Annotated in this window: 15 protein-coding genes; 14 read left to right on the top strand and 1 reads right to left on the bottom strand. The window is 71.4% G+C overall.

What is annotated here, in order from left to right; genetic code table 11:
* Window positions 1–51 precede the first annotated feature (51 nt).
* The 6 genes from BLW14_RS10675 (at window position 52) to BLW14_RS10650 (ending at window position 7,231) form a co-directional block, all read left to right on the top strand.
* Entirely contained in the window at window positions 52–1,683 is a 1,632-nt protein-coding gene (locus BLW14_RS10675; RefSeq protein WP_093706574.1) for a peptide ABC transporter substrate-binding protein, read from the top strand.
* Between the two features lie 100 nt (window positions 1,684–1,783).
* A complete protein-coding gene (locus tag BLW14_RS10670; RefSeq protein ID WP_093706572.1) occupies window positions 1,784–2,707 on the top strand; it encodes an ABC transporter permease in 924 nt (307 codons plus the stop codon).
* Window positions 2,700–3,674 carry an ABC transporter permease gene (locus BLW14_RS10665; protein WP_093706570.1) on the top strand — a complete coding sequence of 325 codons (975 nt, stop codon included), beginning with the start codon at window positions 2,700–2,702 and terminating at the stop codon, window positions 3,672–3,674. The genes BLW14_RS10670 and BLW14_RS10665 overlap by 8 nt, the downstream gene beginning before the upstream one ends.
* A 13-nt stretch (window positions 3,675–3,687) precedes the next feature.
* Window positions 3,688–4,665, top strand: a complete 978-nt coding sequence (locus BLW14_RS10660; protein WP_093706568.1) for an ABC transporter ATP-binding protein — start codon at window positions 3,688–3,690, stop codon at window positions 4,663–4,665.
* Complete coding sequence (locus tag BLW14_RS10655; protein WP_093706566.1) at window positions 4,655–6,001, top strand: ABC transporter ATP-binding protein; 1,347 nt, start codon at window positions 4,655–4,657, stop codon at window positions 5,999–6,001. Before BLW14_RS10660 ends, BLW14_RS10655 begins: the two co-directional genes overlap by 11 nt.
* A 180-nt stretch (window positions 6,002–6,181) precedes the next feature.
* A complete protein-coding gene (locus tag BLW14_RS10650) occupies window positions 6,182–7,231 on the top strand; it encodes a hypothetical protein (protein ID WP_093706564.1) in 1,050 nt (349 codons plus the stop codon).
* 1 nt (window position 7,232) lies between these two features.
* Here the strand turns inward: BLW14_RS10650 and BLW14_RS10645 are convergent, their stop codons facing one another.
* The gene (locus BLW14_RS10645; protein ID WP_371128119.1) at window positions 7,233–9,314 is read right to left on the bottom strand and encodes a S9 family peptidase; all 2,082 of its coding nucleotides are present in this window, start codon (window positions 9,312–9,314) and stop codon (window positions 7,233–7,235) included.
* 209 nt (window positions 9,315–9,523) lie between these two features.
* On the opposite strand from BLW14_RS10645, the gene BLW14_RS10640 reads away from it, so the two are divergent.
* From BLW14_RS10640 to BLW14_RS10600, 8 genes are all read left to right on the top strand, one after another.
* Window positions 9,524–9,718 carry a hypothetical protein gene (locus tag BLW14_RS10640; RefSeq protein WP_093706560.1) on the top strand — a complete coding sequence of 65 codons (195 nt, stop codon included), beginning with the start codon at window positions 9,524–9,526 and terminating at the stop codon, window positions 9,716–9,718.
* An 81-nt stretch (window positions 9,719–9,799) separates the two neighbouring features.
* A complete protein-coding gene (mshB, locus tag BLW14_RS10635; RefSeq protein ID WP_093706558.1) occupies window positions 9,800–10,699 on the top strand; it encodes an N-acetyl-1-D-myo-inositol-2-amino-2-deoxy-alpha-D-glucopyranoside deacetylase in 900 nt (299 codons plus the stop codon).
* On the top strand, window positions 10,696–11,151 hold the full coding sequence (locus BLW14_RS10630) for a DUF6113 family protein (RefSeq protein ID WP_093706556.1): 456 nt from the start codon (window positions 10,696–10,698) through the stop codon (window positions 11,149–11,151). The genes mshB and BLW14_RS10630 overlap by 4 nt, the downstream gene beginning before the upstream one ends.
* Before the next feature lie 165 nt (window positions 11,152–11,316).
* Entirely contained in the window at window positions 11,317–13,446 is a 2,130-nt protein-coding gene (locus BLW14_RS10620) for a peptidoglycan binding domain-containing protein (RefSeq protein WP_177153946.1), read from the top strand.
* 193 nt (window positions 13,447–13,639) lie between these two features.
* Window positions 13,640–14,575 (top strand): ABC transporter ATP-binding protein, encoded by a 936-nt coding sequence (locus BLW14_RS10615; protein ID WP_093706552.1) that lies wholly within the window; start codon window positions 13,640–13,642, stop codon window positions 14,573–14,575.
* A complete protein-coding gene (locus BLW14_RS10610) occupies window positions 14,572–15,312 on the top strand; it encodes an ABC transporter permease (protein WP_093706550.1) in 741 nt (246 codons plus the stop codon). The genes BLW14_RS10615 and BLW14_RS10610 overlap by 4 nt, the downstream gene beginning before the upstream one ends.
* Window positions 15,309–16,487 carry a sensor histidine kinase gene (locus tag BLW14_RS10605; protein WP_093706548.1) on the top strand — a complete coding sequence of 393 codons (1,179 nt, stop codon included), beginning with the start codon at window positions 15,309–15,311 and terminating at the stop codon, window positions 16,485–16,487. The genes BLW14_RS10610 and BLW14_RS10605 overlap by 4 nt, the downstream gene beginning before the upstream one ends.
* Entirely contained in the window at window positions 16,484–17,095 is a 612-nt protein-coding gene (locus tag BLW14_RS10600; protein ID WP_018518957.1) for a response regulator transcription factor, read from the top strand. The genes BLW14_RS10605 and BLW14_RS10600 overlap by 4 nt, the downstream gene beginning before the upstream one ends.
* The last annotated feature ends 21 nt before the right edge of the window (window positions 17,096–17,116 follow it).

Here is a 17,116-nt window from a genome sequence, read left to right as displayed (position 1 = left end):
TGAGGTGATATTTGACCTCACGTAAGCCGGAGCACAATGAGGAGGCACTCCATGCGCGGAGCCACACACGTCAAGTGGGCCGCATGCGCGGCGGCCGTCGCCCTGGCGGCGACGGCCTGCGGCGGGGGCGACAGCGGTGGTGGCGGAGGTGGCGCCGACGGGATCGTCAGCTCGTCCTGGGGTGACCCGCAGAACCCGCTGGAGCCCGCCAACACCAACGAGGTGCAGGGCGGCAAGGTGCTCGACATGATCTTCCGGGGCCTGAAGAGGTACGACCCGAAGACCGGCGAGGCCCTCAACATGCTCGCCGAGAAGATCGAGACCAAGGACAACCAGAACTTCACCGTCACGGTGAAGGACGGCTGGACCTTCAGCAACGGCGAGAAGATCACCGCCAACTCCTTCGTCGACGCCTGGAACTACGGCGCGGTCCTCAAGAACAACCAGAAGAACGCCTACTTCTTCGGCTACATCGACGGCTACGACAAGGTCCACCCCGAGACCGGCAAGGCGAGCGCCACCAAGCTCTCCGGCCTCAAGGTCGTCGACGCCAGGACCTTCACCGTCAAGCTGTCGCAGAAGTTCTCGCTGTGGCCCGACACCCTCGGCTACCCGGCCTTCGCACCGCTCCCCAAGACCTTCTTCACGGACCACGCGGCCTGGCTCAAGAAGCCCATCGGCAACGGCCCGTACACCATCGACAAGTACACCAAGGGCTCCTCGATGAACCTGCGGAAGTGGGACGACTACCCCGGGGACGACAAGGCGCAGAACGGCGGCATCGACCTCAAGGTCTACACCGACAACAACACCGCCTACACCGACCTGACGGCCGGCAACCTCGACCTCGTCGACGACGTGCCCGCCTCGCAGCTCAAGAACGTGAAGTCGGACCTCGGCGACCGCTACATCAACACCCCGGCCGGCATCATCCAGACCCTCGCCTTCCCGTTCTACGACAAGAACTGGAACACCCAGGGCGCGATCAAGGTGCGCCAGGGCCTGTCGATGGCGATCAACCGGCAGCAGATCACCGACCAGATCTTCCAGAAGACCCGCACCCCCGCGTCCGACTGGACCTCCCCGGTCCTCGGTGAGGAGGGCGGCTTCAAGAAGGGCCTCTGCGGCAAGGAGTGCACCTACAACGCCGCCGAGGCCAAGAAGATGATCGAGGACGGTGGCGGCATCCCCGGCGGCCAGCTCAAGATCTCGTACAACGGCGACACCGGCTCGCACAAGGAGTGGGTCGACGCCGTCTGCAACAGCATCAACAAGGTCATGGGCAACAACAAGGCGTGCGTGGGCGCCCCCGTCGGCACCTTCGCCGACTTCCGCAGCCAGGTCTCCCAGCAGAAGCTGCACGGCGCCTGGCGCGCGGGCTGGCAGATGGACTACCCGCTCATCCAGAACTTCCTGCAGCCCGTGTACTACACCAACGCCTCGTCCAACGACGGCAAGTGGAACAACAAGCAGTTCGACGACCTCGTCGACAAGGCCAACGCCGAGTCCGACAAGGCCAAGGCCGTCTCGACCTTCCAGGACGCCGAGAAGGTCATGGTCCAGCAGATGCCCGTCATCCCGCTCTGGTACCAGAACGGCAGCGCCGGCTACTCGGAGAACGTCACCAACGTCTCGCTGAACCAGTTCAGCGTTCCGGTGTACGAGCAGATCAAGGTCAAGTAGGGGACCGAGCCGGGTGACCGTGCGGTGACGCACCGGCCGCCCGGCTTCCCCGTCCCCCGACTCCTCAGCCTCCGTCCCCCCGCGACCCCCGGAGCCCTTCATGGGACGTTATGTGATCCGGCGGCTGCTGCAGATGATCCCGGTCTTCTTCGGCACCACGCTGTTGATCTTCCTCATGGTGAACGTGATGGGCGACCCCATCGCGGGCCTCTGCGGCGACCGCCAGTGCGACCCGGCGACCGCCGCCCAACTCCGCACGGAATTCGGCCTCGACAAGCCGGTGTGGCAGCAGTACCTCACCTACATGGGCAACGTCTTCACCGGCGACTTCGGCACCGCGTTCAACGGGCAGGAGGTCACCGAGCTGATGGGCACCGCGTTCCCCATCACCATCCGCCTCACCCTCGTCGCGATCGTCTTCGAGATCGTCATCGGCATCAGCCTCGGCGTCGTCACCGGGCTGCGCCGCGGCCGGCCCGTCGACACCGCCGTGCTGATCCTCACGCTGATCGTGATCTCCATCCCGACCTTCGTCACCGGTCTGCTGCTCCAGCTGCTGCTGGGCGTCGAGTGGGGCGTCATCAAACCGTCCGTCTCGCCCGAGGCCCCGCTCAACGAGCTGCTCATCCCGGGCCTGGTGGTCGCCTCCGTCTCGCTGGCCTACGTCACCCGGCTCACCCGGACCTCGATCGCGGAGAACTCCCGCGCCGACTACGTCCGCACCGCGACCGCGAAGGGCCTGCCCCGGCGCCGCGTGGTCATCCGGCACCTGCTGCGCAACTCGCTTATCCCCGTCGTCACCTTCATCGGCACGGACGTGGGCGCCCTGATGGGCGGGGCGATCGTCACCGAGCGGATCTTCAACATCCACGGCGTCGGATACCAGCTCTACCAGGGCATCCTGCGCCAGAACTCGCAGACCGTGGTCGGGTTCGTCACCGTCCTGGTGCTCGTCTTCCTGGCGGCCAACCTGATCGTCGACCTCCTCTACGCCGTACTCGACCCGAGGATCCGCTATGCCTGAGCAGACACCGGACGAGGCGATCTCGGCCGCCGGCGCCGGCGGACCGACGGACCTCGCCCTCGCGGAGGGCGACAGCCTGGAGAAGACGCCGGGCGGTCCCGAGGGCACCGGTCCCGACACCAAACCGCAGAGCCTGTGGTCCGACGCCTGGCGCGACCTGCGCCGCAACCCGGTCTTCATCATCTCGGCCCTGATCATCCTGTTCCTGGTCGTCATCTCGATCTGGCCGCAGCTCATCGCGTCCGGCGACCCCCTCGACTGCGACCTCGGCAACGCCCAGCAGGGCTCCCAGCCCGGCCACCCCTTCGGCTACGACGGACAGGGCTGCGACGTCTACACCCGCGTCGTCTACGGCGCCCGCAACTCCGTCACCGTCGGCATCTGCTCCACCGTCGGCGTCGCCGTCATCGGCAGCGTCCTCGGCGCACTCGCGGGCTTCTTCGGCGGCTGGTGGGACGCGATCCTCTCCCGCCTCACCGACATCTTCTTCGGCATCCCCGTCGTCCTCGGCGGCCTGGTCTTCCTCTCCGTGGTGACCAGCTCCACCGTCTGGCCGGTGATCGGCTTCATCGTGCTGCTCGGCTGGCCGCAGATCGCCCGCATCGCCCGCGGCTCCGTCATCACCGCGAAGCACAACGACTACGTCCAGGCCGCCCGGGCCCTCGGCGCCTCCAACGGGCGGATGATGCTGCGGCACATCGCGCCGAACGCCGTCGCCCCGGTCATCGTCGTCGCGACCATCGCGCTGGGCACGTACATCTCCCTGGAGGCGACCCTGTCGTTCCTCGGCGTGGGCCTCAAGCCGCCCGCCGTCTCCTGGGGCATCGACATCTCCGCCGCGTCCCAGTACATCCGCAACGCCCCGCACATGCTCCTCTGGCCGGCCGGCGCGCTGGCCGTCACGGTGCTCGCCTTCATCATGCTCGGCGACGCGGTGCGCGACGCCCTCGACCCCAAGCTGCGCTGAGGAGTCCGCTGCCATGTTGCTCGAAGTGCGCGATCTGCACGTGGAGTTCCACACCCGGGACGGGGTCGTCCAGGCCGTCAACGGGGTCAACTACTCGGTGGCCGAGGGCGAGACGCTCGCGGTGCTCGGCGAGTCGGGCTCCGGCAAGTCGGTCACCGCGCAGGCGGTCATGGGCATCCTCGACATGCCTCCGGGGAAGATCCCGCGGGGCGAGATCCTGTTCAAGGACCGCGACCTGCTGACCATGAAGAAGGAGGAGCGCCGGAAGATCCGCGGCCAGGAGATGGCCATGATCTTCCAGGACGCGCTCTCCTCCCTCAACCCCGTCCTGACCGTGGGCGAGCAGCTCGGCGAGATGTACGTCGTGCACCGCGGGATGTCCCGCAAGGACGCGAAGGCCAGGGCCGTCGAGCTGATGGACCGGGTCCGCATCCCGGCCGCCAAGGAACGGGTGGGCAACTACCCGCACCAGTTCTCCGGCGGTATGCGCCAGCGCATCATGATCGCGATGGCGCTGGCCCTCGAACCCTCCCTGATCATCGCGGACGAGCCGACCACCGCCCTCGACGTCACCGTCCAGGCCCAGGTCATGGACCTCCTCGCGGAGCTCCAGCGCGAGCTGAACATGGGCCTGATCCTCATCACCCACGACCTCGGCGTCGTGGCGGACGTCGCCGACAAGATCGCGGTGATGTACGCGGGCCGGATCGTCGAGACCTCGCCCGTGCACGACATCTACAAGGCGCCCGCCCACCCGTACACCAAGGGTCTGCTGGCCTCGATCCCGCGCCTGGACCAGAAGGGGCAGGAGCTGTACGCGATCAAGGGCCTGCCGCCCAACCTGCTGCACATCCCGCCCGGCTGCGCCTTCAACCCGCGCTGCCCGATGGCCCAGGACGTCTGCCGCACCGACGTGCCGCCGCTGTACGACGTGGCCGAGCACCGACAGAGCGCCTGCCACTTCTGGAAGGAGACGCTCGATGCACGCTGACCACTCGGGGCGCAAGGAAGCGCGCGAGGAGGGCGAGACCGCGCGCACCCTGCTGTCCAAGTCGCGCCAGGAGAGCGCCTACGCGGGCGGCGAACCGATCCTGGAGGTGCGCGACCTCGTCAAGCACTACCCGCTGACCCAGGGCATCCTCATCAAGAAGCAGGTCGGCGCGGTCAAGGCGGTCGACGGGGTCACCTTCGACCTCGGGGCCGGTGAGACCCTCGGCGTGGTGGGGGAGTCCGGCTGCGGCAAGTCGACGGTCGCGCGGCTCCTCGTCCACCTGGAGCAGCCGACGGCCGGCTCCATCCGGTACAAGGGCGAGGACATCACCAAGCTGTCCGGCCGCGCGCTGAAGGCCGTGCGCCGCAACATCCAGATGGTGTTCCAGGACCCGTACACCTCGCTCAACCCGCGCATGACGGTCGGCGACATCATCGGCGAGCCGTACGAGATCCACCCGGAGGTGGCCCCGAAGGGCGACCGGCGCCGCAAGGTGCAGGACCTGCTGGACGTGGTGGGCCTGAACCCGGAGTACATCAACCGGTACCCGCACCAGTTCTCCGGCGGTCAGCGCCAGCGCATCGGCATCGCCCGCGGCCTCGCGCTCAACCCGGAGATCATCGTCGCCGACGAACCGGTCTCCGCGCTCGACGTCTCCGTCCAGGCGCAGGTCGTCAACCTCCTGGACCGCCTCCAGGCGGAGTTCAAGCTGAGCTACGTCTTCATCGCGCACGACCTGTCGATCGTCCGGCACATCTCGGACCGGGTCGGCGTCATGTACCTGGGACGGTTCGTCGAGATCGGCACGGACGCGGAGATCTACGACCACCCCACGCACCCGTACACGCAGGCCCTCCTCTCCGCGGTGCCGGTGCCGGACCCGATGGCGCGGGAGTTCCGCGAGCGGATCATCCTGCACGGCGACGTGCCCTCGCCCGCCAACCCCCCGTCCGGATGCCGCTTCCGCACCCGCTGCTGGAAGGCGCAGGAGCGGTGCGAGCTGGAGGTGCCGCTGCTGGCCGTCCCGGCCGCCTTCCGCGACACGGACACCCCGGCCCGGCACGACTCGGCCTGCCACTTCGCCGAGGAGAAGCGGGTGGTCCCGCCGGAGGGCACGCTGGAGCCGGTGCCGGGGGAGGGCGGCCAGGCCGAGGCGGCGGACCGGGCGGCGGAGAAGGCGGACGAGGCGCCTGCCGGAACACCTCCCGAGGCGGCTCCGGAGGCGGCTCCCGAGGCTGCGTCCGACACGGCTCCCGAGGCGCCTCCCGAGGCGCCTCCCGCGCCCCCGGCCGGGGGCGGCGAGGAACCGCCCTCCGGGAGCAGCCGGGTGAGCTGACCCGGCGTTAACACGCGGGCAACTTCCCCGATATACGGACGCGGCACCATGAACAACGTACGGCCGTGCGGGTGCCGTGGACCGGCCGGTGGTGGTGTGACGCCCCCCGGCCGGTCGCCGTGCGCCCGCCGTCCGCAGGCCCTCTTGTCCGAGGGGCGGGCGCACGGAAGTATCGACGGGGTGATACTCACCCGCGGAGCAAGAGTCACCGGAGCCGTCCTGTCCGCCCTGCTCGCGGTGATCGTCGCGTGCTGGCTGATACGGGACGCGCAGGCGGCGAATTTCGGGCAAGTATGGCGGGTCTGGGCACTGCTCCAGGACGCCCGGCCGGCGGCCACGCCCGCGACCTCGTCCACCGACCTCGTCCTGCTCGTGGTGTACGTGGCCGTCGCCGTGGCAGCTCTGCGCAGCACGGCCGCCGCGTCCGCGCTCGTCGTCGCCGGGGTGGTCACCATCGCCGTGCGGCTCCCCGGGCTCTGGACCATCGGCAACCGGCGGATGGAGTCCGCGTACTCCGACGACCTGCGCTCACGGGCCCTGATCTGCGCCTTCGTCGCCCTCGCCGCGGCAGCCGCGATGATCATCACCGCCGGTGCGGGCCGACGGCCGCCCGCCGACTCCTACGAGCGGACGCCGTCCGGGCCCGGGCGGGGCGCGGGCGTACTGGCGTTCCTGGCCCTGTGCGCGGCGGGGTCCGTGCCGATGGCCTGGGACATCCGCCAGGCCGTGCGGTACCCGGAGATCCTCCCCGACTGGTACGTGGGCTCCGACGGGATCGCGCAGTACCTGACCGGTCCGCCGCCGGGCTGGGCCACCGTGACGCTGTTCCTGCTCTGCGTGTTCGCCGGTTTCAGCGCTGTGGTGCGGGCCCGGCACGCGCGTTCGTTCGGCCTGGTGGCCGCCGCGCTGCTGCTGCCCGGCGGGGTGTTCGGGGTGGTCCGGATCGCCCACTACGACCTGCTGGACCACTTCGGCGAGCTGGGGGGCGAGCTGCAGCTCAACCTGCTCAGCTGGATCTTCCAGCTGCTGGCCGCACTCGTCGCGCTGATCGCCCTCGCCGTGCCCGGCCCCGTCCCCGCGCCCGGCCCGGACCCATGGGCAGGCGGCCCGGGCCCCGCACCGCTCACGCCTCCGTACCCGGGGCACCAGCCGCCCGGCTACGGCTACCCGCAGGGCGGCGGCGGCTTCGGCCCGCCCCCGCCGCCCTCCCAGCCGCCGCCGGGCTGGTGAGTCAGAGCCCCAACGACCGCTTCAGGAAGTCCACCTGCAGCAGCAGCAGGTTTTCGGCCACCTTCTCCTGCGGGGTCATGTGGGTCACCCCGCTCAGCGGCAGCACCTCGTGCGGGCGGCCGGCTGCCAGCAGCGCCGAGGAGAACCGCAGGCTGTGCGCGACGACCACGTTGTCGTCCGCCAGACCGTGGATGATCATCATCGGGCACACCCGCTCGGCCGCGTGCGACAGCCCCTCGTCGGTGAGCAGTGAGTTGTACGCGTACACTTCCGGCTGCTCCGCCGGATCGCCCAGGTAGCGCTCGGTGTAGTGCGTGTCGTAGAGCCGCTGGTCGGTCACCGGGGCGCCGACGACCGCCGCGTGGAAGACGTCGGGCCGGCGGAGCGCGGCCAGGCCCGCCAGGAAGCCGCCGAACGACCAGCCCCGGATCGCCACCCGGCCCAGATCCAGCGGGAACCGCTCCGCGAGGGCGTGCAGGGCCTCCACCTGGTCGTCGAGGCTGAGCGCCAGATTGTTCCTCACCGCCTTCTCCCAGGCCGGTGAACGGCCGGGTGTGCCGCGCCCGTCCGCGACGATCACCGCGAAGCCCTGGTCCGCGAACCACTGCGAGGTGAGATGCGGATTGTGGGCGGCGGCGACGCGCCTGCCGTGCGGCCCGCCGTACGGGTCCATGAGGACCGGAAGCGGACCGTCCGACTCCGAGTACCCGGTGGGGAGCAGTACGGCGCACGGAATCCGCCGTGCGCCCCCTTCGGTGAACACCGGCCGTGCCGACAGCACCGGCGGCTCGGAGTGGCTCGCGACGACCGCGATCTCCTTGCCGTCCCGCAGCACCCGCGCCGTCGTCCCCGGCCGCTCCGGCGTGGCCGAGACAAGCACCGTCACCCGGCCGGACCGTACCGCCGTATGCACACCGGTACCCTCCGAGACCCTTTCCACGCCCAGCTCGTTGACCCGGTACACGTGGGTCTCGCCGATCTCCGGCGCGGCCGCCTCCTCGCCCGCCGACGCCGTCACCAGGACGTCCGACTCCCCGATGTCCAGCACCGTCCCGAGGTGCAACTGCGCCCCGGTCAGCGGCCGGTCGCCCACCGCGAGGACCCGCGCCCCGCCCTCGTCCGCGATGCGCACCAGCCGCCCGTCCGGCGCCCACGCGGGCACCCCGGGGAACAGCTCCAGCCACACCGGGTCCTCGTCCGCGTGCACGGTCCGGGTCGCCCCGGTCTCCGGGTCCACCGCCAGGCACAGCTGGCTCTGCTGGTCCCGGGCCTGGACGAGCAGCAGCGGAGCCCCGTACGAGGACCAGTGCACCCGCGCCAGATAGGGGAACCTGGCCCGGTCCCACTCCACTTCGGTGCGCCTGCCGTCCAGGCCCACGACGTGCAGCCCCACCACGGCGTTGGGCGTGCCGGCGGCCGGGTAGGCGACTTCGGCCGGCTTGCGGTCGGGGTGCGCGGGGTCCGCGATCCACCACCGCCGGACGGGGCTGTCGTCGACCCGGGCCACCAGCAGCCGGTCCGAGTCCGGCGACCACCAGAATCCCTGGAAGCGTTGCATCTCCTCGGCCGCGATGAACTCCGCGAGCCCGTAGGTGACATGGCCGTCCTCCGGCTCGGCGAGCGCGCGGTCCGCCTCGCCGTCGGTGGAGACGACGCGCAGTGCACCCTTGGACACATAAGCGACGTGTCGTCCGTCGGGGGAGGGACGCGGGTCGATCACCGGCCCCGGCACGGGCAGCGCACGCGCCGTTCCCCCGCGCAGATCGGCCACGTACACCTTCCCCGACAGCGCGAACACGGCCAACTCGGCAGCCGCGTCCACCGCGTAGCCCACGATCCCCGCCGAGCCCTCGCGGCTGCGCTCCCGCCGGGCGCGCTCCTGCGCCGACAGACGCTCCCGCGAGCCGCCCAGCAGCGCCTCCGGATCGGCCACCAGGCGCTCCCTCGGGGCGCCGTCCCCCTCCAGATCCAGCACCCAGAGACGGCCCGTGCGATCGGTACCGGAACCCGAGCGCAGGTAGACCACGCGTCCACCGTCGGGTGACACCGTGAAAGCGCGCGGCGCCCCGAGGGTGAATCTCATGGTCCGGGCCAACTGGAGCGGAAACGTGATCTCTGACGAAGTCATGCGCCGAACCTATCGGCCGCGCCCGTCCGTGCGCCCCTCGTGCTGCTGTGCCCCGAACAATGCGGTGCCACGGATAGTTATGATCCGTAGCGCTCGGTGGGTATGAACCTGCTGGCTCCACGCGTGCTGCCCGTCCCCGACCGTACCGATGGAGGTGAACCGCTGTGGCGCTCTCGATTTCGGCGGTGGTGCTGCTGGCGATCATCGTCTTCCTGCTGATCCGGAAGTCCGGACTGAAGGGAGGACATGCGGTCGTCTGCGCGCTGCTCGGTTTCTATCTCGCCGACTCGACCATCGCACCCACCATCTCCGAGCTGACCACGAACGTGGCCGGCATGATCGGGGACATAAAGTTCTGACCCCGTCACCCGTCGCTCCATCGGCGCCCGTCGCCGGGCCGCCGTCGGTCCAGGAGGCCGGCGGCTCGTAGGCTGGTCCCCATGACGGACCTTCCCGCCCGGCGGCTGCTCCTGGTGCACGCGCACCCGGACGACGAGTCGATCAACAACGGCGCCACCATGGCCAGGTACGCGGCCGAGGGCGCCCTGGTCACGCTGGTGACCTGCACACTCGGCGAGGAGGGGGAGGTCATCCCGCCCGCCCTCGCCCATCTCGCCGCGGACCGGGACGACAGCCTGGGCCCCCACCGCCGCGGCGAACTGGCGGCGGCCATGCGGGCGCTGGGCGTCACCGACCACCGCTTCCTCGGCGGCGCGGGGCGCTACCGGGACTCGGGGATGATGGGCGCCGGGCAGAACCACCGCCCCGGCGCCTTCTGGGCGGCCGACCTCGACGAGGCCGCCGGTCACCTCGTCGACGTCATCCGCGAGGTGCGCCCCCAGGTCCTGGTGACGTACGACCCCGACGGGGGCTACGGCCACCCCGACCACATCCAGGCCCACCGCGTCGCCACCCGCGCCGCGGAGCTGGCCGCCGACGCCGCGTACCGCCCCGGCGAGGGCGCCCCGCACGCCATCGCGAAGGTCTACTGGAACCGCGTGCCGCGTCCCGTCGCCGAGAAGGGGTTCGCCGCGCTGCGCGCCGAGGCCCCCGACGCCTTCCCGGGGATCGCCGGGATCGACGACGTACCGGGTGTGGTGGACGAGGAGCGGGTCACCACCGTGATCGACGGCGCCGGGTACGAGGACGCCAAGAGCGAGGCGATGCGGGCGCACGTCACCCAGATCGCCCTTCAGGGGCGGTACTTCGCGCTGTCGAACGACCTGGGCCAGCCCGTGTTCACCACCGAGTACTACGAGTTGGCCGCCGGTACGCCGGGGACTCCGGCGGGCGAACGCGAACACGATCTCTTCGCGGGTGTGCCGGGAGCCGGCCGATGAGCGGCAGCAGCAGGGCACGCGCCGGCGGCGGCCGGACCGATGCCCAGAAGAAGGACATTCCGGCCATCGGTCTGGCAGCGCCCGTCAACCCCGCCCGGATCGCCGCCCTGTTCGGCCTCGTGGTCCTCGGCGCCGTCGTCGGCATCGCCGGGGCACTCGTGCAGGCCGCCTGGTTCCCCGGCGGTCTGCTGCTCGCCCTGGCGGCGGCGGCCGGCCTCTTCTACGGCGGCCGCACGCTGACGGGTACCCAGCCGGGAGCGGCGGCACCGGCGGCGGGATGGCTGATTTCCATCGTTGTTCTGCTCAGTGGACGGCCCGAAGGGGACTATGTCTTCGGTGACGCGCTCGGCCTCGGGCTCTTCATGCTGGGCGGAATGGCCATCGCTGTGATCTGTGCCACCATGTCGCGATCGCCCCGGCAGCGGGCCGACAGCGGCCGACCTGCCAAGTAATGTGCTCCGTCCGATCCCGTAATGCCCCCTGCCCGTCCGGGGGGTGCGCAGTCGTTTCCCCCGGTCGCGGGGTGTGTGCCGGCGGCGGCCAGTATGGTGGTTCGCGCGCCCGGGCTGCGGCACGGGGGAAGGTACGGGCGGCGGAGCCAATCGGGAGAACCTGCTTTGAGTCGTGAAACTGACAGTTCGTCCTCCGGGCCCCAGGGTCGCGGAGGAGCCGCGTACCCCTCGGGTACGCCGCCGTACGGATCCCGCCAGTATCCGTCGCTGCACCCGTCGCAGGACGCCCCGGACGGGTCCCCGGAACCTGCCGATCCGGACCGGCCCGAAGAGCCGAAGACCGAGACGACGCTGACGACGCGCATCCGGATCAACATCCCCGGCTCGCGCCCCATCCCGCCGGTTGTCATGCGTACGCCGATGAGCGACGCGGACGGCGGCGAGCGCACCGGCTCGACCCCGCGTCCGGGCGCTCCGGCGCAGGGCGGCGCCCCGCAGACGCCCGAGTCCTCGGCTGCCGAGTCCGGCGAGGACGCGGCCCCGGCCGCGGAACCCGCCGAGACGCCGGCCAAGGAGAAGAGCGGCAGCGACTGGTTCGCCCCGCGCAAGCCTCCGGCCGCCGCGAAGCCCTCGACCGAGGGCCGCCCCGGCGGCGACACGGACGGCGCGGGCTTCCCGGCGGTGGACGGTGCGGGTGTGCCCGGCGGTCCTGGTGCGGCCGGTGGCCCTGGTGGTGCGGGTGCGGCCGGCGGTCCTGGGGGTGCCGGTGCGTCCGGCGGTCCCGGTGCGCCCGCGGGTCCCGGCGGCCCCGGCTCCCGGCCCGGCGGTCCCGACGCAGGGCGGGTCTCCCCGCCCTCGGGGCCCCGTACCGACCTGCCGTACTTCTCGGACGGACCGCAGCGCGACTTCCCGGAGGGCCCCGGCGGCTCGCGCTCCACACCCGACCTCGGCGTCCGCACCCCGGGCCCGGCCGGCCCCACCACGGGCCCGGCCGCCGGCACCTCGCCCCTCACCCCGAACCTGGACGGCCCCGGCCCCTACCCGCCGGGCATGGGCCCGCAGAACCCGGTCGGCCCCGGGCCCGGCGGTGTGCCGCGCATGTCCGACGACACCGCCGTCCTCACCCCGCAGTTCGCGCCGCCCCCGGGTGGCCCGGGTGGCAACGTCTCGGGTGACACGCTGAACAGCGGCATCCCCGTCGTGCCCGGCGACCGGAACGCCCCGCGCGACCCGATGGGCACCGGACCGGGCGGACCCGGCGGCCCGGGCGGCCCCGGTGGCGTCGCGCCGACGTCGCCCGCGCCTGCTCCCGCCGCCCGTCCCGCGCCCAAGCCGGCGCCCGCCAAGAAGGGCCGCTCGAAGCTGGTCCTGCTCGGCGTCGCGGCGGTCTGCGCGCTCGGTGTCGCGTACGGCGCCGGTCTGCTGATGAACCACTCCGACGTACCCAAGGGCACCACCGTTCTCGGTGTGGACATCGGCGGCGGCACGAAGGAGGACGGCGTCGAGAAGCTGGACGCCGCGCTCGCCAAGCGCGCCGCGACCCCGCTCAAGCTGACCGTGGACGGCAAGGAGACGCAGCTCGCGCCGGACAAGGCCGGGCTCTCCCTGGACAGCCAGGCCACCGTGCGCTCCGCAGCGGGCAGCGACTACAACCCGGTCTCCGTCATCGGCTCGCTCTTCGGCGGCGAGCGAACCGTCGACCCGGTGCTCCCGGTCGACGAGGAGAAGCTCGGCGTCGCGCTCCAGGACCTGGCCGGCGCCTCGGGCACCGCGCAGGACGGCACGATCAAGTTCGAGCCGGGCAAGCCCGTCGCCGTACCGGGCAAGGCCGGCAAGTCGCTCGACGTCAACAAGTCGATGGTCTCCGTCCGGGACGCCTACCGCGCCCAGGTCGAGACCGGGGTCACGAAGAGCGTCGAACTGCCGGTCGTCACCAAGCAACCCACCATCACCCAGGCCGAACTGGACCGGGCGATGCAGGAGTTCGCCAAGCCGGCGATGTCCGGTCTGGTGGTCATCAGGGCCGGCGGCAAGGAGATCCCCTTCGGCCCGGCCAAGTCGCTGCCGCAGATCCTGTCGATGAAGGCCGTCGACGGCAAGCTCGTCGACTACTACGACAAGAAGGCCATCGACCGGCTCTGCGCCGGTGTCTTCGACGGCGTCATGATCACCAAGGGCGACGGCAAGAAGCACCAGCTCAGCGCGGACGACATCGCCTTCGCCATGAAGGGCGCGCTGCTCGGCAAGACCCCGGCCGAGCGCACCGTCACGATCGACCTCGAAGGCAACGGCTGACCCGTACGCACCACGCCCCACCCGCCCCCGACCGGACCCCCGGCCGGGGGCGGCGGCGCTCCCGGACCGGGCCGCACCCCCGGCAACGGCGTACCGGAAGCACGACCGTCACCCCCGGCGCATGACATCTGTCATCCCGGATCCACGACCGCTGACCCTGCCGCGCGCACCCCCGTTCGGCCAGGCTGGACGCATGACAACGACAGCCACCGAAACGACCGCGGCCAGGACCGCCGTGGTCGCCTTCGACCAGGTGACCAAGGCCTACGGGGACGTACGCGCCGTCGACGGGCTCACCCTCGACCTGCACCCCGGCGAGACCGTGGCGCTGCTCGGCCCGAACGGCGCCGGCAAGTCCTCCACCCTCGACCTCCTGCTCGGCCTGCGCCCCGCCGACTCCGGCACCGTCCGCCTCTTCGGGACCACCCCGCAGGAGGCCATCGCGGCCGGCCGGGTCGGCGCCATGCTGCAGAGCGGCGGGCTGATGGAGGACGTCACCGTCGAGGAGCTGGTCCGGCTGGGCTGCGACCTGCACCCGCGCCCCTACCCCGTGGGCGAGGTGCTGGCCCGGGCGGGCATCGCGTCGATCGCCGGCCGGATGGTCAACAAGCTCTCGGGCGGCCAGGAGCAGCGCGTACGCTTCGCGCTGGCCACCGCCGGAGCCAACGACCTCATCGTGCTCGACGAGCCGACCACCGGCATGGACGTCACCGCCCGCCAGGCGTTCTGGGCCACCATGCGCGAGCAGGCCGAGCAGGGCCGTACCGTCCTGTTCGCCACCCACTATCTCGAAGAGGCCGACGCGATCGCCGACCGCGTCCTGGTCCTGCACAAGGGCCGCCTCCTCGCCGACGGCACCGCCGCCGAGATCAAGGCGAAGGCCGGGGCCCGCCGGATCTCCTTCGAGCTGGAGGGCGCCATCGACGAAGCGGCCCTGCGTGCGCTGCCGTTCCTCTCCACGCTCGACATCAGCGGCCGGCGGGTGCGCATCCAGTCGCACAACGCGGACGCGACCGTCCACGCCGTCTACGGCCTCGGCCTCTACCCGCGCGAGCTGGAAGTCGCCGGACTCGGCCTGGAGCAGGCCTTCGTCGCCATCACCGAGGCCGAGGAGGCCAGGACCGCATGAACACACTCATCAGGCTCGAAGTGACCCGCACCCTGCGGAACAAGAAGTTCATGTTCTTCTCGGTCATCTACCCGTCGGTGATCTACCTGCTGATCTCCGGCACCCAGAACGACACCGACAAGATCCCGCACACCGATCTGACCCTCCAGTCCTTCTTCATGGTCTCCATGGCCTCGTTCGGCGCGCTGACCGCCGTCCTCATGGGCAACAGCGAGCGCATCGCCAAGGAGCGCGAGAAGGGCTGGGTGCGCCAGCTGCGGCTGACCGCGCTGCCTGGCCGCGGCTACGTCCTCGCGAAGATCGCCAGCGCCGCCATGGTCACCCTGCCGTGCATCGTCGTGGTCTTCCTCGTCGCCGCCTCGGTCAAGCACGTCCGCTTCGACCTGTGGCAGTGGTTCGCGCTGACCGGCGTCATCTGGGCCGGCTCACTGGTCTTCGCCGCGCTCGGTGTCGCCATCGGCTACCTGACCAGTGGTGACGCGGTCCGCCCCGTCACGATGATCATCTACTTCGGGCTCTCCATCCTCGGCGGCCTGTGGATGCCCAGCGCCACCTTCCCGCAGTGGCTCCAGAACGTGTCCGAGTGGCTTCCCACGCACGCGTACGCTGCACTCGGCCAGGCCGTCGAGATGGGCGGCGCGCCGCACGCCAGGGACGTCGCCGTCCTCTGCGTCTACTTCCTGCTCTTCGCGGGCGGCGCGGCCTGGCTCTACCGGAAGGACACCTTGAAGTCGTGAACGAGGACGAGATGTCGGTGGGTCTGGGGCGGCCGCCCGCGACCGCCCGCCAGGCGGGGGTCAAGCTGCTGTGGATCGGCATTTGGCTCGCCTTCATGAGCGCGCCGGTCAAGGACCTCGCCGACAGCAACCACACCCCGTGGGCGACGGCGCTCGGCGTTCTGGGGCTGCTGGTCTTCGTCGGCGCCTACCTGGTCCTCGTCTTCCGGCACACGTCGAAGGCGCTGGACCCCTTCCGGGTCCGCGCCTCCCTCGCCTTCCTCGGGGCCCTCGCCGTCCTGCTGTCGCTGACGTTCGGCACGCCCTGGCTGGTCCTCTTCGTGTACGTGTCCGTCTCGGTCGGGGCCACGCTGCCACTGCGGACCGCGCGCTGGCTGATCCCCGTCACCACCGTGGTCCTGGTGGGCGTCGGCGCGACCCTGGAGGACGCGCGCGAGATCATCACCGCCCTGGTCTTCCCCGCCCTGCTCGGCGGCTTCGCGATGACCGGCGTACGGCAGCTGGTCCGCACCACGATCGAGCTTCGCGAGGCCCGGGCCACCGTCGCGCAGCTCGCCGCCAACGAGGAGCGGCTGCGCCTCGCCCGCGACCTGCACGACCTGCTCGGCCACTCCCTCTCCCTGATCACCCTCAAGAGCGAGCTGGCCGGGCGGATGCTCCCCGACCAGCCGGAGCGCGCCGCCGCCCAGGTCGCCGACATCGAACAGGTCAGCCGCCAGGCGCTGGTGGACGTACGCAGCGCCGTCACCGGTTACCGCCGGCCGACCCTCTCCGGCGAACTGGCCGGCGCCCGCACCGCGCTGGCCGCCGCCGGGGTCACCGCCGACGTGCCCGCCGACGTCCCGGACGGCGTGCCCGGGAAGGTGGAGGAGGTGCTCGCCTGGGGGCTGCGGGAAGCCGTCACCAACGTCGTACGGCACAGCGGCGCGCACCGCTGCACGGTTACGCTCGCCCCGCGCCAGACGCTCGACGGGCGGGTCCTCGAACTCACCGTCGCCGACGACGGCCGCGGCGCCGCCGGCACCCCGCCGGGCAACGGCCTCACCGGCCTCACCGAGCGCCTCGCCACCGTGGACGGCACCCTCGGCACCCGGGCCACCCACGCCCGGTCGGGCAAAGGCTTCACCATGGTCCTCAGCGTTCCGTTCGAATCCGGCCTAGGATCCGCGGAATGAGCATGATCAGACTTCTCCTCGCGGAGGACCAGTCCATGGTGCGCGAGGCACTGGCGGCGCTCCTCGGTCTGGAACCCGACATCGAGGTGGTCGCCCAGGTCGCCCGCGGCGACGAGGTCCTGGCGGCGGCCCGGGAACACGGCATCGATGTCGCCCTCCTGGACATCGAGATGCCCGGCATGACGGGCATCGACGCGACGGCCCAGCTGCGTGACGCCCTCCCGGACGTGAAGGTCGTCGTCGTCACCACCTTCGGCCGGCCCGGCTATCTGCGCCGCGCCATGGAGTCGGGCGCGGACGCCTTCCTGGTCAAGGACGCACCGGCGTCCCAGCTCGCCGAGGCGGTACGCAAGGTGCTCGCCGGGGAACGCGTCATCGACCCCGGCCTCGCGGCCGCCGCACTCGCCGACGGGGCGAGCCCGCTGACCGAACGCGAGCGCGAGGTCCTGCGCACCGCCGCCGACGGCTCGACCAACGCGGAGATCGCCGCCGCGCTCCACCTCTCCCAGGGCACCGTCCGCAACTACCTCTCCATGGCGATCCAGAAGATGGCGGCCCGTAACCGCGCCGAGGCCGTCCGCATGGCCCGCGAGAAGGGCTGGTTGTAGGGCCTGTCCGGCGGATCATGG

The organism is Streptomyces sp. 2131.1 (assembly GCF_900105515.1).
In the GTDB taxonomy this organism is placed as follows: domain Bacteria; phylum Actinomycetota; class Actinomycetes; order Streptomycetales; family Streptomycetaceae; genus Streptomyces; species Streptomyces drozdowiczii.
Note: the sequence above shows the minus strand (reverse complement) of the source record. Positions and strands in the feature narration are given on the sequence as shown.